The organism is Anoxybacillus sp. ST70, assembly GCF_019553625.1.
GTDB classification, from domain to species: Bacteria; Bacillota; Bacilli; order Bacillales; family Anoxybacillaceae; genus Anoxybacillus; species Anoxybacillus gonensis.
This window is the reverse complement of sequence record NZ_JAHZOF010000002.1, coordinates 286,575-310,557: the sequence shown is the minus strand read 5'-3', so window position 1 is coordinate 310,557 and position 23,983 is coordinate 286,575. Positions and strand designations below refer to the sequence as shown.

Sequence of the window (23,983 nt, the reverse complement as noted above, 5' to 3'; positions counted from 1 at the left end):
TTTTTACGCAAACATACGTCAACGAAAAAAGGAGCGTGCGAATATGTGTGTCCGTCATTATGTTACGTCATTTTCCATAAAGTCATACGGGGTAACACCTTCCATTCCGATGTTCGCATCTTCCATCGGAAGCAGTTGTTGTTCAGGTGAAAGAGCAGCGATTAATTTTTCGTATAATGTCGTCTGTCTCGTTCCATCTTCTGTTCGCATCACTCCGAGTTGGAATGCTTCTTCTTCACCGCATAAAATTAAATATTGCTTACTGCGCGTAATCGCTGTGTATAATAAATTGCGCCGAAGCATACGATAATAGCTTTTTACGACAGGCAAAATGACGATCGGAAATTCACTTCCTTGGGATTTATGAATCGAACAACAATATGCATGCGTCACTTGATGCAATTCTTGTTTTGGGTACGTCACTTCATTCCCATCAAACGAAACGACGACAAGGTCCTGTTTTTCAACATTTTCGTTAGCGTAAAAAATAGCAACAATTTCACCAATGTCACCGTTAAATACGTTTTCGTCTGGCTGATTGACGAGTTGCAACACTTTGTCACCCACGCGATAAACGACATCACCAAAAACAAGTTCACGTTTATTGTCACATTTCGGATTAAATAGTTGTTGAAGCGTCTCGTTGAGCCGATCAATTCCTGCGTGGCCGCGATACATCGGCGCAAGCACTTGCACATCTTTTGCGCGATATCCTTTTTGTTTTGCATTTTCAGCAACTTTTTTTACGACGTCAACCACTTGTCCACTCGTACAACGAATAAATGAGCGATCTTTTTGTGGAGACGTCAAATCGTGAGGAATGTTTCCATCTTTAATTGCATGAGCAAGCGAAATAATGGATGAACCTTCCGCTTGACGATAAATGTCTGTTAGCCGAACGGTCGGAATGACGTTTGCGCGAAGCAAATCTTTTAACACTTGTCCCGGACCGACAGAAGGTAATTGGTCTTCGTCGCCAACGAAAATGACTTGCATCGTTGTTGGGACAGATTTTAATAACTGATTAGCTAACCATGTATCAACCATCGACATTTCATCAACGATTAATAGTTTTCCGCAAATCGGTTCATCTTCTCCACGCTGAAATCCGTCACCGCTCCAACCGAGCAAACGATGAATCGTCATCGCAGGCAATCCTGTCGATTCCGTCATGCGCTTCGCTGCACGTCCAGTTGGAGCAGCAAGCAAAATAGGGAATGGCTCTTCCGCATCATAGCTCGCCGGATCAAGCGATAGCCCATGCAATTTCGCAAACAAATGAACAATGCCGTTAATGACCGTCGTTTTTCCTGTGCCCGGTCCGCCCGTTAAAATAAATAAAGGGGAACAAAGTGCTTGTTGAATCGCTTCTTTTTGCTTTTGCGAGTATTGAATGTTTGCCTCTTCTTCCCATTCTCCAAGCGCAAGTAAAAATTCAGCTTCAGAAAACGTAGCCGTGCCCGTTTGCTCAAGCAGTCGCTTTACGTTTGACACAATGCCTTTTTCGGCAAAATATAGCGAAGGAATGTAAAAACGATCTTCTTCAGCGATTAACTTTCCTTCCTCAGATAAATGAACGATTTCGCGGGAAATACAAGCGATGTCGACGAGTTCTTGACGTTTGGCTTCTAGTAGTTGTTTCACTTCCGTAAGCAGTTGTTCATACGTCATATAGACGTGCCCTTCTTGCATACAATGTTGTTCAATGACATATAAACAACCTGCGCGAATACGATCAGGGTGATTGCCCGAAATGCCAAGCTGCAAACCGAGATCATCCGCTCGGCCAAATCCGATCCCTTCAACGTCTTCTACAAGCTGATACGGATTTGTGCGAATGATTTGTAACGTTTCATCTTTGTACACTTGATAAATTTTCATCGACAACTGCGGACCGAATCCGAATTGTGACAAGGCGATCATAATTTGTTCTAGCCCTTCATGTTCGCGCAACGTTTCATACAACTGCTTCGCTTTTGCTTTTGTCAATTTTGGTACGTTCGCAAGCACATCGGGGTCTTCTAATATTTTAGAAATGGCCCTCTCGCCTAACGTTTCTACGATGGCGGCGGCTGTTTTTTTTCCGATTCCTTTAAACATGCCACCTGATAAATATTGAATAACTCCTTCTTTTGTTTCAGGAAACTCTTTCCGAAAATGCTCGACAACATATTGTTTCCCGAATCGTGGATGTTCTTTAAACGAACCGAAAAACGTATATGTGTCATACTCTCCGAGCAAAGGGAAATAGCCTGTTACAACAACGTCTTTTTCTATATGCGCTTCATTTGTCTCTTCCACGCGTACACGAATGACAGAATATAAATTGTCTTCGTTATGAAAAATCGTGCCAATATGGACGCCTTTAATAAACGATCGCTCGTCTAAATCTAGCTGTTGTTGCAACGCCATCTCCCCCTTTTTTATTGTAACGCTCGTTCCATTAGCTTTTTCCCGTGTCCTGCAAGTAAATGATCCGGCTGAATAGCAAGCGCCTGTTCGAACATCGCATGGGCTGTTTGTGGATCGTCCTTATATGCGTATGCGACACCTAAATTGTAGTAAGCATCTGCATGTCGATTGTTTAATTGCACAGTGCGTTCAAAATAAGTCATCGCCTCATCCACAAACTGCAATTGTGCTAAACAAAGCCCAAGTTGAAACGTTGCTTCCACATCGCGCTCGTTTAGTTCTACGGCCCGTTGTAAATACGGCATCGCTAAACGCGGCTGCTCTAAGTACATAAGCGACATACCGAGCATAAAAAAGACATCGCCGTCTGTTAATCCAGCCTGAATAGCTCGTTCAAATTGTTCTTTCGCTCGTTCGAACTGTTGCTGGTTATAATAAATGGATCCGAGACCGTAATATGCTGTCGCTGCTTTTTCATCAAGTTCAAGCGCTTTTTTAAAAAAACGAATCGCTTTTTCTTCTTCTCCAACCGCTGCCAACACATTCCCAAAATTAATGTAGCCAACAGGATCGTTCGGGTTTTGTTCAATTGCTTCATGAAAACATTTGACCGCTTCTTCATATTTACGTTGCTGCATATATTGAATGCCTTGTGCATTGTAATCCATTGATCTCACCTCATATGCATATTATAACAAAAAAGCCTTCAACTCGTCTGTCGAGTTGAAGGTTAGCCAACGTATGTGAGTCGATTGCCATCGCGAAATACTTGATCGATCGTACCGCCACCGAGACATTGTTCACCATAATAAAACACAACCGCTTGTCCCGGCGTCACTGCGCGCACGCGTTGGCTAAATGATACACTCGCTGTCGTCTCGTCAATCATTTCTACAGTAACTGGCACATCTGGTTGACGATAACGGAATTTTGCCGTACATGAAATCGGTTCGTGCGGCTTTCGATCACTTACCCAATTGACATTCGTCGCAATAATGGCATCCGAATAAAGCAATTCGTTATCAAATCCTTGTGCGACGTATAAAACATTTTCCTTTAAATTTTTTCCGACAACAAACCATGGCTCTCCGCTCCCGCCGATGCCAAGTCCGTGACGCTGTCCGATCGTATAATACATGAGCCCGTCATGCGTACCTTTTACTTCTCCATCGAGCGTTTGCATCTTGCCCGGTTGTGCAGGTAAATAATTGCTTAAAAACTGTTTAAAATTGCGTTCACCGATAAAACAAATGCCCGTGCTATCTTTTTTTCCTGCTGTTGCAAGCCCCGCCTCTTTTGCTATTTCACGCACTTGCGATTTTTGCAATTCTCCAATCGGAAACAGCACTTTCGATAATTGCGCTTGTCCGAGCTGATTTAAAAAGTACGTTTGATCTTTATTCGCATCTAATCCGCGCAACAATTGATATTCACCATCGCGATAAGCGACGCGCGCATAATGCCCTGTCGCTAAATAGTCAGCTCCAAGCGCCATCGCATGTTCTAAAAATGCTTTAAATTTAATTTCTTTATTGCACATGACATCTGGATTTGGCGTACGTCCTGCTTTATATTCTTCTAAAAAATACGTAAATACTTTCTCCCAATATTGCTTTTCGAAGTTGACGGCATAATATGGAATACCAATTTGGTTACATACACGCACGACATCTTCGTAATCTTCCGTCGCTGTACATACCCCGTTTTCATCTGTATCATCCCAGTTTTTCATAAAAATGCCGATCACATCGTATCCTTGTTGTTTTAGCAACAGCGCTGCGACAGATGAGTCGACACCGCCAGACATTCCGACAACAACTCTTGCCATTCGTCTCCCTCCTTTCATGCTTTCGTTAGTCGCTTCACAATTTTTACAATGTCATATGATGCTTGTTCTACTTGTTCCAACGTATTTCCATACCCAAAACTAAAACGAACAGATGAGCGAATGCGCTCCGATTCATTTCCGTACATCGCTACTAACACATGTGACGGATCAATCGAACCCGCTGTGCACGCCGAGCCGCTTGACGCGGCAATGCCTGCTAAATCTAAATTGACAAGCAATGCTTCCACATTTGTTCCGAAAAACGACACATTTAATACGTGTGGTAAACGATATGTTTCATGACCATTGATTGCGTAATGAATCCCTTCTTGTGCAAACGTCTTTAACATCACTTTTTGAAACTGTTCATATAACGCTCGTTTTTCAGCCATCGTTTGCTGAGCGATCTCTGCCGCTTTTTGCAATCCGACAATACCGGGTACGTTTTCTGTTCCTGCACGCCGTTTTCGTTCTTGTTCTCCTCCGTATATGTGCGGGGTAAGACGAACGCCTTCGCGTACATATAAAAAGCCGACTCCTTTTGGCCCGTTAATTTTATGGCTAGATACGGAAAGTAAATGAACGCCAAGTTCACGAACGTCCATCGGAACTAAACCGTACGCTTGAACGGCATCCGTATGAAAATACGCCCCATGGTCACGAAGCAATTGCCCGATGTCATAAATCGGTTGCAAAACGCCCGTTTCATTGTTGCCAAACATCACAGATACGATAATCGTATCATCGCGCAACGCGCTTTTTAGCTGTTCAACCGAAATGATGCCATGCTCATCAACAGGTAAATACGTCACATCAAACCCTTGTTTTTGTAAATATTTGCACGTATTTAATACGGCATGATGCTCGACAGACGTTGTAATAATGTGGCGACCTTTATCGCGATTCGCCATCGCTACGCCCACCAACGCTAAATTATCCGCTTCTGTTCCGCCACTTGTAAAAATGATTTCGTTTCCTTTTGCTCCAATTGTTTTCGCGATTGTCTCCCTCGCCTCATCAAGCGCGCGTCGACTTTCACGGCCGAACGAATGAATGCTTGATGGATTGCCAAAATATGTCGTCATATACGGAGTCATTGCCTCAACGACTTGTGGATGAACAGGAGACGTCGCTGCATGATCGAAATAAATGCGCTCCAAATATATTCTCCTTTCTTAAATGTAAAACATATATGCGTCACCGTGATCGTCAGTATGGCTTGCTAAATCTTCAAGCGTCGTGCTATCTAATACTTCTTTTACCGCATCGCGAATGCGCATCCATAATTCACGCTTCGCTGGCTCTTCGTCTTCTAGCTCTTCGACGACTTGCAACGGACCTTCTAACACACGAATGACATCGCCTGCCGTAATTTTCGACGGTTCATTTGCTAAAATATAGCCGCCATACGCTCCGCGAATGCTTTTCACTAAACCAGCGTTTCGCAATGGGGAAATGAGTTGTTCTAAATAATGTTCCGATAAATTATTCATTTGAGCAATCGACTTTAATGAAATTGGCCCCTCTCCATATCGCTTAGCCAACTCAATCATAATCGTTAAGCCGTATCGACCTTTCGTAGATATTTTCAAACGAATCATCCCCTTATTTACTATCAAAAGAAACACAAGCCATTATAACATAAAAGTGCAGAACAAAGGAACGTTACTGCTTTTTTCGTTCATTGAGCCGCTCATAGACGGAAGCAAGCTGCTTTTCTTCTCCGTTTCGTTTCGGTTCATAATATCGCACACCGATTAAATCATCAGGCAAGTATTGTTGTGCCACCCAACCGTACGGATAATCGTGTGGATATTTATACCCTATTCCGCGTCCAAGATGTTTCGCGCCCGCATAGTGAGCGTCTTGTAAATGAAGCGGAATCGACTGTCCTTTTCCGCTTCGCACATCCGCAAGCGCTTGATCTAACGCTTTATATGCGCTATTGGATTTCGGTGATAAGCACATTTCAATCGTCACAACCGAAAGCGGAATGCGTGCTTCTGGCATCCCGAGACGCTCCGCTGCTTCTATTGCGCTCATGACCTTCACACCGATGAGCGGATTCGCCAATCCAATATCTTCATAAGCAATGACCGCAAGGCGACGGCACACTGCGGTCATGTCTCCTCCCTCAAGAAGCCGCGCTAAATAATGAAGCGCAGCATCTACGTCGCTGCCGCGAACACTTTTTTGCAAAGCTGAAAGTAAAGAATAGTACGTATCTCCTTGCTTATCATACGTCAACGCCCTTTTTTCTACGCAAAACGAAACGGTATGTGCATCAACAACCGCACGATGCTCGCTTTGTTTTGTTGCATATACCGCTTCTTCTAAAATCGTTAATGCGACGCGAGCATCCCCGTTTGCTCCTTCGGCAATGAGGGCAAGCGCCTCATCGCTAATGTCAATATGCCACTTTCCTAATCCGCGTTCACGATCCGTTAAAGCGCGATGCAATAACTCGATCGTCTTCTCTTTTGTTAATGGTTGTAATTGTTTCATTTGTCCTAAACGGCTCCGCACAGCAGGGTTAATCGAATGAAACGGGTTTTCTGTCGTCGCCCCTATGAGCGTAATGAGTCCGTTTTCGACATGCGGCAATAAATAATCTTGCTGCGCTTTTGTAAACCGATGAATTTCATCAATAAATAAAATGACGTTCCCTTCAAAGCGGGCATCTGCCACTATTTCTTCGATTTCTTTTTTCCCTGCCGTCGTTGCATTTAACGCATAAAATGGACGTTGCATCGTTCCCGCAATCGCATAAGCAAGCGACGTTTTGCCAACGCCGGGTTGTCCGTAAAGTAAAAGGGATGGAACATATCCATTTTTAATCATTCGATATAATGCTGTATGTGGACCGATCACATCGTCTTGTCCGATCACTTCTTCGATCGTGCGTGGACGCATCCGATAGGCAAGTGGTTCTTGAGTAAACATCGTTTTTCACCTCACAACGCAAGCGCCGCACGTAAGGCAGGAACGAACTGACGCATGTCGCTTTGTTGTAAATATAAAAGAAACGCTTCAACAATCGCTTTCCGCGGTTCCTCTCGTTCCATTTCTTCTTTCAATTGTTTCAACAATTCCATCGTATGATGATCACGTGCTTCCTCAACCATCTCATCAATAAGCAGAAGCGCACGCGCTTTTTCTGCTTGTGCATCGTGCCGAATGAGCGGTATATCGTGCTGTAAACTTTCGACAAGAGCGTCCAATCGCTCCATTAAAAAAGGGGCTAAACGTTGAAAAGAAAACGGTTGTTTTTCGAACAAAGCAAAAAATAAATATTCTTTTAACATGCCATTTAACATAATGGCACAATCAAACACAAACGGACGAATACGCTCTCCGTACATATCGATGAATGACTGAATGTACCAATCAAATAAATGAGAACGGATGCGTAAAACGAGCGCATGAACGTCTTCACTTACTTTTTGCGCATGATCTCCCATATGCATTTGCACAATTTCTTTATGTTGTTCAAACGCTTCAATTTGTAAAGAAAGTTGCTTTAAAAATTTTTCGCGCGCCGTCAACGAACGGTCTGAAGCGATGCGCGCAAATTGTTGAAACAACTGATCGTAATGATATTGAAAAATAGATAAAACAATCTCTTCTTTTGACTTAAAGTAGTTGTATAGCGACCCTTTCGCTAAATGGCTATGTTCAGCAATTTCTTGCATTGATGTCGCATGATACCCTTTTTCCGCAAACAATTTCATGGCGACTTCAATAATTTGCTCTTTTCTGCTCATTCGCCCTCATCCTTATTGTTTTCTCGTTTTATTATAACACAACAGGCTGACCGAATTTCAGCCAGCCTGTCACCGATTATGCTCGACGTTCTTTTTTCGCTTGACGGAAGAAAAACAGTTCATACACAACAGGAACGAGAATTAGCGTCAACAATGTGGATGATGTCAATCCACCGATGACTGTAATCGCTAATCCTTTCGAAATGAGCGTTCCTGATGATTTCGTGAGCGCAAGCGGAATGAGTGCGGCAACTGTCGCAAATGCTGTCATTAAAATTGGGCGTAGCCGCGTTTTTCCTGCTTCAATTAACGCTTCGCGAATCACCATTCCTTTTTGTTCGCGATTTTGCCCGATGCGGTCAACGAGAACGATCGCATTAGTCGTGACAATTCCGATGAGCATGAGCAAACCGATCATGACGCTCACAGACATCGGCTCATTCGCAATAAATAAACCGAGCAATGAACCAATTGGGACGAATATGAGCGACGATAAAATGATAAACGGAATACGCGCTTTTCCAAACGTAATGAGCATTGTAATATATACGAGCCCAATGGCAACAGCCATCGCTAAGCCGAGCTGTTGGAACGTTTCAACCGTTTCATCGCTTCCGCCGCCCCCTTCAAGTGAGACGTCTTTTGGTAACTGTACGTCTTGTTTGACGCCATTAATGACGTCTTGTGTGACTTTTTGAATGTTATCGCCTACGATTTGAGCAGAGACGCGCGCAAATACTTTTCCGTCTAGTTTTTGAATCGATGTAAACGTATCTACTTCTTTTACGTCTGCTAACTGTTTGACTGGAACAGGGCCAAACTTTGTGAAAATAAGCGTGTTTTCTAGCTGTTCCATCGACGTCATTTGTTCGTTATATGACAATTGCACCGTCCGCTCTTCATCGTTAAGTTTTAACGTTCCCACTTGCACCGGACGAGTTTGATCAGCGATCGTACCAAGAATTTGGAAGCCAGAAACTCCGTATTGTGCTGCTTTTTGCGGATCAATGTTTACAATGACTTGCTTCTGTTTGTCTGCAAAGTTGTTTGTCACATATTTTAAATCGTCACGTTTTTTCAAATAAGACTCTACATCTTTTGCTGCTTGTTGTAATGCCGTTAAGTTTGTCGAGTATAAGTCAATGTTCACGTTATTGTTGGATGGCGGTCCACCAGATTGCAATTCTTGAACGCCAACTTTCGCCGCTTTCACTTCCGCTTGGGCAATGTCTTCCATTTCTTTTTCAAGCTCTTTAATAAATTGAGAAACGTTTACGTTCTCTTCTAACGTAATGAAATAGTTCGCTTGATTTTTTCGTTTTAAACCGCTTCGGAAGTCGCGCGTGCCAATTCCAGCAGTCACTTCTTTAATTTCTTTCTTCTCATCAAACATTTTCTCGACTTGGAGCGATACTTCATTCGTTTTTTCTAACGGCGTCGAAGAAGGAAGTTCGACGGCGGCGATGAGCGTTTTTTGTTCTTCGTTTGGAATAAATGTAAAGCCTAACTTCGGTACGATGGCAAATGAACTACCGAGCAATACAACAGACACGAACAACACCGTTTTTTTATGATCGAGCGCCCATTCAATCGCTTTGCCGTAAGCTCGTTGCAACGCTCCTTCTTTTTCTTCTGGCGGCACTTTTTTAAATGAGAATTTTGCTAAAATCGGAACGATCGTAATGGCAACAATAAGCGACATTAAAAGCGAAAATACGATCGTTAACGCAAATGGTAAGAAAAACTCACCTGTCACACCGCCAACAAGACCGAGCGGTAAAAAGACAACAACGGTCGTAATAGTCGATGATGTAATCGCCTTTAAAATTTCTTTTGTTGAATCTTCGACGAGTTCATCTGTCATTCCCGTCTTTGACTTACGAACGCGGCGGAAAATGTTTTCAATAACGACGATGCTATCATCTACGACACGTCCGACAGCAACCGCCATTCCCCCAAGCGTCATAATGTTTAAAGAAATATCCATTCGTTGTAAGAAAATCGATGCCACTAAGAGCGAAAGCGGAATAGAGACAATGGCAATAATTGTTGCGCGCACGTTACGTAAAAAGACGAGCACCGCGATAGATGCAAACAATGCTCCAAGCAATCCTTCACGCACAAGCGTTTCAACTGACTTTTTAATTCCCTCTGCTGAATCAAATCCGATCGCATAGTCGATTTTGTCTTTATATTTATCAAGCACGTTTAACACTTTTTCTGCCACTTCAACCGTATTCGCATCTTGCTTTTTTGTAATGGCCATCGACAGCGCTGCATTTAAATTGTAGCGCGTGATTTCGCCTTGTTCGGTAACCGGTTCAATTTTCGCGACATCTTTTAAAGTAATCGTTGTCGGCGCTTCTTGTCCGCTTGCCGGCGCACCTGGTGATGCGTTCATGATCGGAGAAGATAATGGTAAATTTTCAAGCTGTTCGATCGTTTCAATTTTTTGTTGAACGCGAATCGGAATTTGCACCGTTTCCGTTTGAACGTTTCCAGCTGGGAATGCTAAAAACTTCTCATTAATTTGTTCTTTAATTTGCGTTAAGCTAAGCCCGTATTGCAATGCTTTTTGTTTGTCTACTGTAATTTGAATGAATTTTTCTTCCATTCCGCCGACGGAAATCGAGTTAATTCCATTAATCTTTTTTAACTCTGGAATAATTGTTTCATCTAATAGTTGCTGTACGTTCGTATCTCCTTTAGCAAATAGAGAAATATTATAAATTGGGAACGTACCGAATGAGAAGCGATTCACTTTCGTTTGCACGTTTTCTGGCAAATTTGCTTCTTTCATCAGCGATTCAACTTGTTGCTCAACTTTTTCCATATCGGTGTTAAACGGAAATTCTAAATTGACAATGGCGATGCTTTCAAATGACGAACTTTGAAGCTTCTTTACTCCTTCAATTGCTTTAAACTTTTCTTCTAACTTCGCTGTCACTTGTTCATTCATATCTTCTGGTGAAGCACCCGGATAAATGACTTCCACAGACAATTGTGGAAACTCAATGTTTGGAAGTAAATCTACTTTTAAAGAAGAAAATGAATATAATCCGCCTAATATAAGTAAAAATGAAATGATAAATACGGCGACTGCGTTTTTTAAACTAAACCTCGTCAAAAAATTCATCCCGCTCTTCCTTTCTTTCTTGAAATATGACCAAACGGTCGTTTTATTACGACCGAACAGTCACACTTTCACTATAATTCAATTCTTTTTCATTTGCAACTAATAATGTGCGACAAGAAAAGCGCAAAGGATTTCCCCTTGCGCTTACTGTTGATCAACACGTTGGATCGGGATGTCTTTTAATAATTGTTGCACGACATATGCTGCCATGATGAGGCCAGCGACAGATGGAACGAACGCATTCGACGACGGCGGCATTTTCGCCTTCCGAATCGTCGCCTCATCGTTTCCTACTTCTTTTCGCACATCTTCGCGAATGACGATTGGACTTTCATCTGAAAAAACAACCGTGATGCCTTTTTTAATTCCTTCTTTTCGTAATTTTGTACGAATCACTTTCGCAATCGGATCTGTATGTGTTTTTGAAATATCCGCAATGCGGAAACGAGTCGGATCCATTTTATTTGCAGCACCCATGCTCGAAATAATTGGAATATTGCGTTCTAAACATTGTTTCATTAAATGAATTTTATATGAAATCGTATCTGATGCATCAATGACATAGTCAATATCGTACGAAAAAATTTGTTCATACGTCTCTTCCGTATAAAACATTTTTAATGCAATGACTTCGCACGCTTGGTTAATGTCAGCGATCCGCTCTTTCATCACTTCCACTTTCGGACGTCCGACAGTTGATAGCAACGCGTGAATTTGGCGATTGACATTTGTAATATCAATATCGTCTTTATCGATTAAAATGAGGCGTCCAACGCCTGAGCGAGCGAGCGCTTCTACCGCAAACGATCCGACACCGCCAATACCAAGAACAGCCACTGTACTTTCACTTAATCGTTTTAACCCTTCTTTCCCGATCGCTAATTCGTTACGAGAAAATTGATGTAACATATTGTTCCTCCCATATGTAAGTATTTCAATCGGATATACATGCATTATGGCACAAAAAAAGCCCCAACGTAAAGCATGTTCTTTACGTTAAGGCTTTATTCGTTTTTGTTTCTTAAGTCCCAATCGTGCCGTCGCTGATGGCCTTTGTTTTGAACCCGCTCTCTCACAGGTGGGTGCCCTGTTTCAAGCTTATGTACGTCCTCTTTATGTAAATGAGGCATGTACGCCACTCGAAAACCCGGGCTCCCGTATCACACATTGTTCGGTCAAAACAATAGGTGATACGACAAACACATCAGGACTTGTTGTTACTTGTATGTTAGCACACTTCGCATGCATTTGCAACGTTACAAATTTAGTCTACTTTTTGAACGTCCTTCACGAGCAAATGCAATTCGTCTAATTGCGCTTCGCTTACTGCGCTCGGCGCTTCTGTTAACAAGCAGCTTGCGCTTGCTGTTTTCGGAAAGGCAATCGTATCGCGTAAGTTGGAACGGCCCGCAAGCAACATAACAAGTCGGTCTAATCCGAGCGCGATACCACCATGCGGAGGAGTACCGTATTCAAACGCTTCAAGCAAAAATCCAAATTGTTCGCGTGCTTGTTCTTCAGTAAAGCCAAGCGCTTTAAACATTTTTTCTTGTATGTCGCGTTCAAAAATACGAAGCGATCCTCCACCTAACTCATACCCGTTTAACACAAGATCGTATGCTTGTGCACGCACGCTTGCTGGATCTGTTTCAAATTTTGGCACATCTTCGCGCACAGGCATTGTAAACGGATGGTGCGCTGCATAATAACGTCCTTCTTCTTCATCGTATTCAAAAAGCGGCCAGTCTGTAATCCATAAGAAATGGAACGATGATTCGTCAATTAATTTTAAATCTTTTCCTAATTTTAAACGCAACGCGCCAAGCGAATCGGCAACGACGGATTTTTTATCCGCTACAAATAACAACAAATCGCCGACTTCCGCTTCAAGCGTTTGCATCATTTGTTTTTGCTCATCTTCGTTAAAAAACTTCGCAATTGGCCCTTTTAGTCCATCGTTTTCGACTTTCAACCATGCTAATCCTTTTGCCCCGTAGCGAGCCACATATTCCGTTAACGCATCAATATCTTTGCGCGAATATTTATCCGCCGCCCCTTTCACGTTGATCGCTTTCACTTGTCCACCGTTTTCCACTGCGCTAGCGAACACTTTAAAGCCACAATTTTTCACTTGCTCAGATAAATCGACAAGTTCAAGTCCAAAACGCGTGTCTGGCTTGTCCGAACCGAAGCGTGCGATCGCTTCGTCATATGACATGCGCGGGAATGGAATAGGGATGTCAATCCCTTTTGCCATTTTCATGACGCGTGCCATCATCCGTTCAACCATCGCTAAAATATCGTCTTGACTCATAAACGACGTTTCAATATCGACTTGTGTAAATTCCGGTTGGCGATCGGCACGTAAATCTTCATCGCGGAAACAACGAGCGATTTGATAATACCGTTCAAAACCAGCGACCATTAATAATTGTTTAAAAATTTGAGGTGATTGTGGCAACGCATAAAATTCTCCTGGATGCACGCGACTCGGCACTAAATAATCGCGCGCCCCTTCTGGCGTGCTCTTCGTTAAAATTGGCGTTTCTACTTCTAAAAAGCCTTCTTCATCTAAAAAGTCGCGAATGGCTTTCGTCACTTGATGGCGCAATTGAAACGTTTGAAACATCACAGGGCGACGTAAATCTAAATAACGATATTTTAACCGAACATCTTCAGATACGTCCGTTTTATCAGAAATCGGAAACGGCGGTGTTTTCGCTTCACTTAAAATCGTTACGTGCGTCGCATGCACTTCGACTGTTCCTGTCGGTAAATTTGGATTGACTTGTCCTTCTTCGCGTTGAACGACTTTTCCTTCTACGTCTAACACGTACTCGCTACGAATCGTTTCCGCTACTTGTAACGCTTCTTTCGATACATCTGGGCTAAATACAATTTGAACGATGCCTGTTCGATCGCGCAAATCAATAAAAATAAGTCCCCCTAAATCACGACGTTTTTGAACCCATCCTTTTAAACGAACCGTTTGACCAATCGCTTGATCCGTTACTTCTCCACAATAATGCGTCCTTCCAAACATGATTTCCCCTCCTATTGCAATACGTTTTTCATATGTGAAATAAATGTATGAAGCGATACTTCTTGCTGTTCTCCTGTCGCCATATGTTTAACGTTAATGACGCCTTTTGCGAGTTCATCTTCACCTAAAATAGCAACGTATGTCGCCTGTAAACGATCAGCTGCTTTCAGCTGTGCTTTTACTTTTCGATCTTGATAATCTTTTTCTGCCGCGATGCCTTCTTGACGAAGGGCAGCAACGAGAGCAACCGCCTCTTCTTTCGCTTGTTCTCCTAACGCAACAACGTAACAGTCGATTCCTTCAGAAATTGGTAGCGAAATACTTTCTGCTTCTAATGCTGCAAGCAAGCGCTCAATGCTTAAAGCAAATCCGATACCTGGCGTTTCAGGTCCGCCAATTTCTTGAACGAGGCCGTTATAACGTCCGCCTCCGCATAATGTCGTAATCGCGCCAAATCCTTCTGCCTCACTCATAATTTCAAACGCCGTATGATTGTAATAATCTAAACCGCGCACAAGCCGCGGATCGACTTCAAACGCGATACCGAGCTTTTGTAAATACATTTGAACTTTTTCAAAATATGTGCGCGACTGTTCATTTAAGTAATCAAGAATAGACGGAGCCGTGCGCATCAACTCGTGATCACGATCTTTTTTACAGTCTAAAATGCGCATCGGGTTTTTATGTAATCGCGCTTGGCAATCATCGCAAAATTCGTGAATGCGATGTTGGAAATGATCGATCAGCGCTTGTCTATGCGCCTTTCTACTTTCAATATCCCCTAAACTATTGATGACAAGTTTCAACTTTTTCAATCCGAGCGTGCGATATATATCCATCGCTAAAGCAATGACTTCGGCATCAATCGCTGGATCGTTGCTTCCGAGCGCTTCGACACCAAATTGAACAAACTGGCGAAAACGCCCTGCTTGCGGACGTTCATAGCGGAACATCGGACCCATGTAATAAAGTTTTACCGGCTGATTTGGATATCCGTACATTTTATTTTCAACAAATGAACGGACGACCGCTGCTGTTCCTTCTGGACGAAGCGTTAAACTACGACCGCCACGATCTTCAAATGTATACATTTCTTTTTGAACAATGTCGGTCGTATCGCCGACACCGCGTAAAAATAGTTCCGTATGTTCAAAAATAGGGGTGCGAATTTCTTGGTAATTGTAACGACGACAAAGCTCGCGCGCCATTTGTTCAATATACTGCCATTTCGCTGCTTGTTCTGGCAATATATCTTGCGTCCCGCGCGGAATTTGAAATGACATATATTTCCCTCCTTTAGTTTTTGTGCAAATAAAAATCTCCCACCCCTAATAAATTAGGGACGAGAGACGAATTCCCGTGGTGCCACCCTAGTTGAAGCGCATGCTTCCACTTTTATCCGATAACGCCCGGAAAGCGTTCTCTCCTACTAACGATCGCGCGTTCAAAGAGAAACCTACGGAGTGTTCGTTCGTTAAGTCATCATGGAGAAATGCTTCCAGCCTACGGCATTTCCTCTCTGGCCATGTGTACTCTTAACTACTTTTCTCCATCATCGGCGAGATGTTGAATTTTCTTTTTATATTACGTACGAACAAACCATTTGTCAAGATGACCGTTATTTTCCGAAGTAGCGGACTAATCCGTTACAAATCGCTTCTGTCGCCGCTTGTTGATACGTTGGTGACACAATGAACGTCTCTTCGTTCGGATTGCTTAAATAGCCGAGCTCAAGCAACACAGAAGGACGACTATTTTCACGCAACACATGGTAGTTTCCGACACGAACCCCTCGTTGCTGAATGCCTGTTAATTGGCTGAGCGGATTAAAAAGCGCATCTGCAAGCGAACGGTCGATTGGCTTATAGTAATATATCGTTAAACCGCTGGCGGTACGGTTTAACGCGCTATCGTAATGAATGCTAACAAACGCATCTGCTTTATTTTTTCCCGCTATTTGCACTCGCTCACTTAAAGATAAAAACCGATCATTTTCACGCGTTAAAATGACGTGAGCGCCCATTTGTTTTAGTTTTTCACTTAACAACAATACGGTTTGCAACGTTAACGTTTTTTCGATCGTTCCGTTTACACCTGTTGTACCGTAATCTTTGCCGCCATGACCGGCATCAATGACAATCGTTTTTCCTACGATCGTTTGAGGTTCGGAAGGGGATGGTTGTTTGCTTACTTGAACGACCCATTCTGCTACATATCCAATTGTTTGCGCATCAACTTGAATAACATACCATTGCCCTTCTTTACGAATGATCGAAAACTGATCCCCTCGCTTCGCTTTCATAATAACAGGCGATTGCGTAGAGGGAGCAGAGCGAATGTTTGTATTGTCGTATAACATTTGGACATATGTAGGTTGTTCATTATTTTGTTCACTTTGCTCGACATTGGCGACATATGATTGATGCACCCAACCTTCTTTTCCATCCCAACGCACGTACATCCATTCACCTTGGGCGATCGTTGCCATCCCTTTCTCATTTCGATTCACATACCCAATGACCGCAAAATTTGTCCCCGGGCCTTTGCGAAGGCGCAAACCATCCACTTGACAGACGACAAATTGTTGAATTTGTTTTTTCGTTTCAGTTGTCTCTTTTTGAATTTGAACGTATCGCCCATGCACCCAGCCGGTTCGATTCGAAGCAAGTCGAATTTGTAGCCATTCCCCTCGCTTTTGGACGACTGGATATTGCTTTCCTTTTGCGACTTTTTCTTGTACGGTAAACGTTAATCCCGGACCTGTTCGTACGTTTAATCGGTCAACAACGATGCGCACGTTCATTGCTGCTGATGCTGTTTGAACGATCAGCAACAAACAACAACAAATGAACAATGACGCGATAAACGTTTTTTTCATGCTGTCCATCCTCCTATGTTGTCAATAGTCGCTACCTTATTTCTTCGTCAATAAAAAAAAATCCTTCTTTGAATGAAAAGATAGAAAAATTGGGAATAATACGAACGACTTCGACACGAAAGGAGGTTTGTTATGCGCCATAGCGAAAAAGGAGAGTTTATCCATTCACAATCCCCGCTTATGCACGTTGATTTTCACTCATTTATTCAAAAAGAAAACGAGCTCACATCGTTTGAACTCGCTTCTGAATTTGGACTCACTCTTCGTGACGTACAAAAACTGAAAAAACATTTAGCACGAGGATAAAAAAACCGAGCTCGTCCATATGCGAGCGCGGTTTTTATTTGCTTTCCACGATAAGCGTCACCGGTCCGACGTTCGTTAACGTCACATCCATCATCGCCCCGAATACGCCTGTTTCTACGCGAATCCCTTTTTGACGTAGTTGTTCATTCAACGCTTCATACATCTGTTTCGCATGTTCCGGTTTTGCCGCATCCATAAAGTTCGGTCTTCTCCCTTTCCGACAGTCCCCGTACAGCGTAAATTGTGAAATAGATAAAATCGATCCTCCAACATCTAAGAGCGACACGTTCATTTTCCCATGCTCATCTTCAAATATGCGCAAATGAGCAATTTTGTCTGCAACAAAGGCCGCATCTTCCTCTGTATCATCATGAGTAATGCCAACTAGCAACACAAGCCCAAAATCAATTTCTCCAACAATTTCGCCCGCTACGGTCACCTTTGCATCTTTTGCACGCTGAACGACAACTCTCATTCCGACAACCCTTTCTAGTTCATAATCCGTCTTACTGAATAAATATCTGGAATTTGTTTAATACGCTCAACAACTTTTTGTAAATGGCTTACGTTATGAATAAAAATCGTCATATGAATCGTCGCCATTTTATTTCGATGATCTGTTCTTCCAGATACAGCCGAAATATTCGTTTTCGTTTCATTTACAGCTTGTAATACTTCATTAAGCAAGCCGCGCCGATCGTAACCAGTAATTTCGATATCGACTGTATATTCTCGTTGACAATTTGCACTGCTCTCCCATTGAACAGGAATAAGCCGCTCTTTTGCTTCTTCTGCAAGTACGTTCGGGCAATCGGCACGATGTACGGAAACGCCACGCCCTTTTGTAATAAAACCGATAATTTCATCGCCCGGAACCGGATTGCAACAGCGCGACAAACGAATGAGTAAATTGTCCACCCCTTCGACGCATACGCCAAAATCGCGCTTTTTCATCGGTGCAATCGTTTTTGCTTCTTGTAGCATGTCCGACAGGCGTTTCGCTTGCTCTTCTAAGTCGCGTTGTTTGCGCCACTTTTCTGTTAAACGGTGCGCCACTTGCGCAGCGGTAATGCCGTTATAGCCAACAGCGGCATACATGTCTTCTTCGCTGGCAAAATTAAATTTTTCCGCAACACGTTTCGTATTTTCTGCAGTAAGCACTTCTTTTACATCAAAGCCCATGTTGCGAATTTCTTTTTCAACGAGCTCTTTTCCTTTTTCAACATTTTCTTCGCGGCGTTGTTTTTTGAAAAATTGTCGAATTTTATTTTTTGCATGCGACGTTTGCGCAATTTTTAACCAGTCTTGACTCGGACCGTATGAATGGTTAGACGTTAAAATTTCAACAATATCTCCCGTTTGAAGCGGATGATCGAGCGGCACCATTTTTCCGTTTACTTTTGCACCGATCGTTTTGTTTCCGATTTCTGAATGAATGCGATATGCAAAATCAATTGGCACCGAACCGGCTGGAAGTTCAATAACGTCCCCTTTTGGTGTAAAAACGAACACCATGTCAGAAAATAAATCCATCTTTAACGTCTCTACAAATTCTTCCGCGTTGTTCGTTTCATTTTGCCATTCGACAATTTCACGAAACCATGATAGTTTTTCTTCAAACGTATTTGGGCGAATCGTCTTTCCTTCTTTGTATGCCCAATGAGCAGCAATTCCAAATTCAGCGATATGATGCATGTCAAACGTCCGAATTTGCACTTCAAGCGGCTCGCCTTTTGGGCCGACAACCGTCGTATGAAGCGATTGATACATATTCGGCTTCGGCATGGCAATATAATCTTTAAAGCGCCCAGGCATCGGCTTCCAACATGTATGGATAATGCCTAGAACCGCATAACAGTCTTTAATGCTTTCAACGATAATGCGCACAGCAAGCAAATCGTAAATTTCGTTAAACTGTTTATTTTGCAAAACCATTTTTCGATAAATGCTATAAATATGTTTCGGACGTCCAGAAATTTCAGCTTGAATGCCAACTTCGTTTAACCGTTCGCGCATTTCTCGAATCACTTCTTCTAAATATTGCTCACGTTCTGCACGCTTCTTTTTCATTAAGTTGACAATCCGATAATATTGTTGGGGATTTAAATAGCGAAGCGCTGTATCTTCGAGCTCCCATTTAATTTTTGAAATTCCGAGACGATGCGCAAGCGGTGCGAAAATTTCAAGCGTCTCATTCGCGATGCGACGTTGTTTTTCTAACGGCAAATGTTTTAACGTGCGCATATTGTGCAAGCGGTCTGCTAACTTAATTAAAATGACTCGTATATCTTGCGCCATTGCTAAAAACATTTTCCGATGGTTTTCCGCTTGCTGTTCTTCATGTGATTTATATTTAATTTTTCCAAGCTTCGTCACGCCATCAACGAGCATCGCTACTTCTTTGCCAAACTCTTTTTCTAAATCTTCCTTCGTCACAGGTGTATCTTCCACAACATCATGTAAAAATCCCGCCGCAATCGTTGCAGGATCCATTTCTAAATCGACTAAAATACCCGCCACTTGAATCGGATGAATAATGTACGGTTCTCCAGATTTCCGATATTGCTCGCGATGCGCTTCTTTCGCAAACTCATATGCTCGTTCGATAAACTGTACGTCGTTTTCCGACAAATAACGGCTCGCCTTTTCAATGACTTGTTCCGCCGTTAATACTTGTTCATTTGCCATGCAATCACCTTTTATTTTAAACGTATTGACAATATTATCATGAAAAATTTTTTAAATGTAAAGAGCAACGATGCGAAAAAGAGGAGCGTTTTGCCCCTCCTTTCTTAAAATTGCATTAACGTTAAAATATCGTATCCTTTTAACTTCTCGCGACCTTCTAAATACGTTAATTCAATTAAAAATGCGATACCTGCGACAACGCCGCCAAGTTGTTCAACGAGCTTAATCGTCGCTTCAATCGTTCCACCTGTCGCTAATAAATCGTCTGTAATGAGAACGCGTTGCCCTGGCTTAATCGCATCTTTATGCATCGTTAATACGTCCTTGCCGTACTCTAAGCCATATTCCACACGAATGACTTCGCGAGGCAATTTCCCTTCTTTCCGAACAGGAACAAACCCGACACCAAGCGCATAAGCAACTGGGCAGCCGATAATAAATCCACGCGCTTCTGGGCCAACGACGACATCAATTTTCTTTTCACGTGCGTAATGAACAATTTGATCTGTCGCGTATTTATATACTTCCCCTTTATCCATAATCGTTGTAATATCTTTAAATTGAATACCTGGTTTTGGAAAATCAGGAACAATCGTGACGTATTGTTTTAAATCCATTGACTTTTTCCTCCTCATACAATGAATCAAACCAACGTTTCAGTTGGGAATAAGATGAATATAAAAACATATGTTCAAGCTCTGCCTGCGCTTGTTTCAAACGATAAGACGGCGATTCCGTTAAATCCCGCTTTTGTACATCACGAGCTAAAGAAACGATCCCGTTTTCGACTGTAATGAAACCAAGCTCTCTGAACACTTGAATCATAAACAAAATCGTTTCTTTCGTCCATCCGCGCGAGCGAGCTAAATCGTCAGCGTAACGCCGCACATCAAACGGGCTACGCTTATGCAAAAAGGAATATAGCCACTTAAAATGTTCACGCGTTGGCAACACGCTAAAGAAGTGACTCTCCCTTTGATAGAATAACGCATAAATGCGTTCAGGTAAACTACAACTTAATAAAACTTTAACGATTTGCTGTGATGGCGGTAAATCAAGAAGAACGACATATTTTCCAGTCACATCAACTGTCGCTGCTTGTTCGTTTTGCACATAGACAATTTCATTCGCGTATGCCGACAATTGCAACGCATCTGCTGTGTCAGGATGAAAAGCAATAAATAATCGCTTTTCTTTCGGAAGCGATGCAATGAACTTGCTTGGATGACGAATATGACGAACATCAAACAATTGCCACTCATTCACAGCTATATCTTGAATCATTAATTGCGGTTTACGAAAGTTATTCCATTCGTTAATGGATAACTCACCTACGACCGAAAGATGGGCGTTCGGTGCAATTTCATCGCCAATATGTCCAAAACCAAATCCGATCGCCTCTAACGTCTTTCCATCTTCAACTAACAACAATTTCAAGTGGTTTTGGTCTGTTCCAATTTTTCGTAACGTATCAAGCTGCACATGTTCGAGAAGCACACGCGGTTTCGGATTGCCCATCCCAAACGGTGCAAGCCGATTCATTTGCTCAATTAATTCGATGGAAACGTCCGAGATGGAACAGCATACATCGACATGCGTAACAGGCACGAAATGTTCAGGAGTTAGCTGTTGCATCGCTGCCTCGTTTAGACGGTGACGTAATTCATCTACATCATGTAAAGAAAGCGTCATCCCTGCAGCCATCGGATGCCCACCAAAATGAGGTAAAATGTCGCGGCAGTTTGACAAATTGGCAAATAAATCAAATCCCTCAATGCTGCGCGCTGATCCTTTCGCGATTCCCTTTTCTTGATCAATACTTAAAACGATCGTCGGACGGTAAAATCGTTCCACTAATCGCGAAGCAACAATGCCAATGACGCCAACATTCCATCCTTCTTTCGCTACAACTAACACACGGTCGTCTCCATAGTGTTGTTCAACGAGTTGAATCGCTTCTTCTGTTATGTCGTTTACGAGTTGTTGACGCTCGCGATTCATCATATCAATTTGTTCAGCGAGCATGTCCGCTTCATGCGCATCCGTCGTCAACAATAACTGCACAGCAGGATCAGCACAATCGAGACGTCCGGCCGCATTAATGCGTGGACCGATCATAAACGCAATCGTATCTTCTGTCACCGCCGTATGAGATACGCCACATTGTTTACAAAGCGCCTGTAAGCCGAGACGGTTCGTTTGTCGAAATTGTTCAATGCCTAACCGAGCAAGTAAATGGTTTTCATCTTGAAGTGGAACGAGATCAGCAATCGTTCCAATTGCGACGACGTCCAGCCATTCATACGGCACGCGCCCGATAAGCGCATGAGCGAGTTTAAATGCTACACCGACGCCGGCTAAATGTTTAAACGGATAATTTGGACTAATTTTCGGATGGATCGTCGCATACGCTTCAGGCAGCACAGGACCTGGTTCGTGATGATCGGTAATAATTAAATCGATGCCAAGCTGTTTTGCTACGGTTGCTTCATGCAAAGCGGAAATGCCTGTATCGACTGTAATAATTAGTGAAACACCTTGTTCTTTCGCAAGCCGAAATGCTTGTTCGTTCGGACCGTATCCTTCTAAAAAGCGGTTTGGAATGTAGAAGGATACATTCGCTCCTTTTTCTCGTAACGCACTCACCATCACGACTGTACTACTTACTCCGTCGGCATCATAATCGCCAAAAACGAGAATATGTTCACCTTTTGTAATCGCTTTCTCTATTCGCTCAACCGCTTTTTCCATATCGTTTAACAAAAATGGCGAGTGAAACGATTGCTTTTGCTCAAAAAAAGAACGAGCGGCTTCAACGGTATCGTAGCCGCGGCTGACGAGCAATGTAGCAACGAGCGGAGCTATATGTAACGCTTGCGCAATCATTTGCACTTGTTGTTCGTTTACTTGTTTCATGTTCCAGCGGGTTTTCGATGCTAACATGTCATTCACCCCTCAACCTTTTTATTATACAAAACAATAGGCTAAGGGGCAATTTATTGTTCATCGTATGGATTAATATGCACCATCACATTATGCACTTGCGGAAACGACAATAACTTTTCTTTCACTTTTTTTCCGATATCATGCGCCTCTAAAACCGTTAAATGTGGTGACACAGCAATTTTTAAATCGACAACAACATAATATCCATGTTGACGAGCATAAAGTGAGTCAATGCGTTTCACTTCGGAAAATGACAAAACCGCTTCGCGCAAGTTCACTGTCTCTTCTTCATGCCATACGTGATCAAGCGCATGATGAATCGATTCCGCCCCTAACTTCCACGCCATTTTTAAGACGAGAAGTGAAACAAACAATCCAGCAACAGGGTCAGCGTAAATAAGCCAATCGATGTTCGTTTTTTGTCCAACGATCGCTGCGACGATACCGATGAGAGCTGCAAGCGATGAAAAAACGTCTGAACGATGTTCATACGCATTCACGATAATGGCATCGCTTTTAATTTTTTTCCCTAACGCATACTTGTAACGAAACATCGCTTCTTTCACAACGATCGATAAAATAACAGCATATACAGCTATCATTTTGGGCGGTTCAATCGGATGAAAAAATGAAGAAAAAGAAGATGTTCCAATTTCGATTCCGACGAGAAAAAGCAAAACTGCGACAATAATGGCAGCAATCGATTCAGCTTTCCCGTGTCCATACGGATGATCGTCATCCGGCGGCTGTTTCGCCGCACGCAATCCAATCCATACGGCAAATGATCCTGCCACGTCAGAAGCAGAATGTACCGCATCGGCAATAAGTGCCTTACTGTTTGCGATCATTCCGATCCACCCTTTTATCCCTGCTAAAACAATGTTGCCGACAACACCAACCATGGCAGCAAATTGAGCTTGTCGAAAGCGTGTTTGTTCATTCACCCCATTCGCTTCCTTTCTCTTTTGTTTTTTTTAGTGTA

At 42.7% G+C, this 23,983-nt stretch carries 18 protein-coding genes, 1 other RNA gene and 1 other annotated feature; of the genes, 1 reads left to right on the top strand and 18 read right to left on the bottom strand.

The window, feature by feature from the left end; genetic code table 11:
- Positions 1 to 57 precede the first annotated feature (57 nt).
- The 13 genes from recD2 to K1I43_RS04605 all read right to left on the bottom strand — a co-directional run bounded on the left by recD2 (position 58) and on the right by K1I43_RS04605 (position 17,061).
- Positions 58 to 2,412 (bottom strand): SF1B family DNA helicase RecD2, encoded by a 2,355-nt coding sequence (recD2, locus tag K1I43_RS04665; RefSeq protein ID WP_019416816.1) that lies wholly within the window; start codon positions 2,410 to 2,412, stop codon positions 58 to 60.
- An 11-nt stretch (positions 2,413 to 2,423) separates the two neighbouring features.
- Positions 2,424 to 3,080, bottom strand: coding sequence for a tetratricopeptide repeat protein (locus tag K1I43_RS04660; protein ID WP_009361685.1), 657 nt, complete (start codon positions 3,078 to 3,080; stop codon positions 2,424 to 2,426).
- Positions 3,081 to 3,142: 62 nt separating this feature from the next.
- Entirely contained in the window at positions 3,143 to 4,258 is a 1,116-nt protein-coding gene (gene mnmA / locus K1I43_RS04655) for a tRNA 2-thiouridine(34) synthase MnmA (protein WP_019416814.1), read from the bottom strand.
- Complete coding sequence (locus K1I43_RS04650) at positions 4,255 to 5,400, bottom strand: cysteine desulfurase family protein (RefSeq protein ID WP_136260264.1); 1,146 nt, start codon at positions 5,398 to 5,400, stop codon at positions 4,255 to 4,257. Before K1I43_RS04650 ends, mnmA begins: the two co-directional genes overlap by 4 nt.
- Positions 5,401 to 5,415: 15 nt before the next feature.
- Positions 5,416 to 5,832, bottom strand: a complete 417-nt coding sequence (gene cymR / locus K1I43_RS04645) for a cysteine metabolism transcriptional regulator CymR (protein WP_009361688.1) — start codon at positions 5,830 to 5,832, stop codon at positions 5,416 to 5,418.
- A 73-nt stretch (positions 5,833 to 5,905) separates the two neighbouring features.
- Complete coding sequence (locus K1I43_RS04640; protein ID WP_136260265.1) at positions 5,906 to 7,183, bottom strand: replication-associated recombination protein A; 1,278 nt, start codon at positions 7,181 to 7,183, stop codon at positions 5,906 to 5,908.
- An 11-nt stretch (positions 7,184 to 7,194) separates the two neighbouring features.
- Positions 7,195 to 8,004, bottom strand: a complete 810-nt coding sequence (locus K1I43_RS04635; protein ID WP_136260266.1) for a TetR/AcrR family transcriptional regulator — start codon at positions 8,002 to 8,004, stop codon at positions 7,195 to 7,197.
- 76 nt (positions 8,005 to 8,080) lie between these two features.
- Positions 8,081 to 11,140 carry an efflux RND transporter permease subunit gene (locus K1I43_RS04630; protein ID WP_009361691.1) on the bottom strand — a complete coding sequence of 1,020 codons (3,060 nt, stop codon included), beginning with the start codon at positions 11,138 to 11,140 and terminating at the stop codon, positions 8,081 to 8,083.
- 144 nt (positions 11,141 to 11,284) lie between these two features.
- Positions 11,285 to 12,049, bottom strand: coding sequence for a tRNA threonylcarbamoyladenosine dehydratase (locus K1I43_RS04625; RefSeq protein ID WP_136260267.1), 765 nt, complete (start codon positions 12,047 to 12,049; stop codon positions 11,285 to 11,287).
- A gap of 112 nt (positions 12,050 to 12,161) precedes the next feature.
- A non-coding RNA gene (gene ssrS, locus K1I43_RS04620) (6S RNA) lies at positions 12,162 to 12,354 on the bottom strand.
- A 50-nt stretch (positions 12,355 to 12,404) separates the two neighbouring features.
- The gene (gene aspS / locus K1I43_RS04615; RefSeq protein WP_019416808.1) at positions 12,405 to 14,183 is read right to left on the bottom strand and encodes an aspartate--tRNA ligase; all 1,779 of its coding nucleotides are present in this window, start codon (positions 14,181 to 14,183) and stop codon (positions 12,405 to 12,407) included.
- Between the two features lie 11 nt (positions 14,184 to 14,194).
- Positions 14,195 to 15,466: a histidine--tRNA ligase gene (hisS, locus tag K1I43_RS04610; RefSeq protein WP_136260268.1), complete on the bottom strand. Its 1,272-nt coding sequence runs from the start codon at positions 15,464 to 15,466 to the stop codon at positions 14,195 to 14,197.
- 52 nt (positions 15,467 to 15,518) lie between these two features.
- Positions 15,519 to 15,748 (bottom strand) — a binding site (T-box leader).
- 53 nt (positions 15,749 to 15,801) lie between these two features.
- Positions 15,802 to 17,061, bottom strand: coding sequence for an N-acetylmuramoyl-L-alanine amidase family protein (locus K1I43_RS04605; RefSeq protein ID WP_136260269.1), 1,260 nt, complete (start codon positions 17,059 to 17,061; stop codon positions 15,802 to 15,804).
- 132 nt (positions 17,062 to 17,193) lie between these two features.
- On the opposite strand from K1I43_RS04605, the gene K1I43_RS04600 reads away from it, so the two are divergent.
- The gene (locus tag K1I43_RS04600) at positions 17,194 to 17,367 is read left to right on the top strand and encodes a hypothetical protein (RefSeq protein ID WP_009361696.1); all 174 of its coding nucleotides are present in this window, start codon (positions 17,194 to 17,196) and stop codon (positions 17,365 to 17,367) included.
- A gap of 34 nt (positions 17,368 to 17,401) precedes the next feature.
- Here K1I43_RS04600 and dtd read toward each other — a convergent pair whose 3' ends face one another.
- The 5 genes from dtd to K1I43_RS04575 all read right to left on the bottom strand — a co-directional run bounded on the left by dtd (position 17,402) and on the right by K1I43_RS04575 (position 23,945).
- Positions 17,402 to 17,842, bottom strand: coding sequence for a D-aminoacyl-tRNA deacylase (gene dtd, locus K1I43_RS04595; protein ID WP_136260270.1), 441 nt, complete (start codon positions 17,840 to 17,842; stop codon positions 17,402 to 17,404).
- Positions 17,843 to 17,856: 14 nt separating this feature from the next.
- The gene (locus K1I43_RS04590) at positions 17,857 to 20,055 is read right to left on the bottom strand and encodes a RelA/SpoT family protein (RefSeq protein WP_009361698.1); all 2,199 of its coding nucleotides are present in this window, start codon (positions 20,053 to 20,055) and stop codon (positions 17,857 to 17,859) included.
- Positions 20,056 to 20,159: 104 nt separating this feature from the next.
- A complete protein-coding gene (locus K1I43_RS04585; RefSeq protein WP_009361699.1) occupies positions 20,160 to 20,672 on the bottom strand; it encodes an adenine phosphoribosyltransferase in 513 nt (170 codons plus the stop codon).
- Positions 20,638 to 22,998, bottom strand: coding sequence for a single-stranded-DNA-specific exonuclease RecJ (gene recJ, locus K1I43_RS04580; protein WP_136260271.1), 2,361 nt, complete (start codon positions 22,996 to 22,998; stop codon positions 20,638 to 20,640). Before recJ ends, K1I43_RS04585 begins: the two co-directional genes overlap by 35 nt.
- A 53-nt stretch (positions 22,999 to 23,051) precedes the next feature.
- The gene (locus tag K1I43_RS04575) at positions 23,052 to 23,945 is read right to left on the bottom strand and encodes a cation diffusion facilitator family transporter (protein WP_136260272.1); all 894 of its coding nucleotides are present in this window, start codon (positions 23,943 to 23,945) and stop codon (positions 23,052 to 23,054) included.
- Between the last annotated feature and the right edge of the window lie 38 nt (positions 23,946 to 23,983).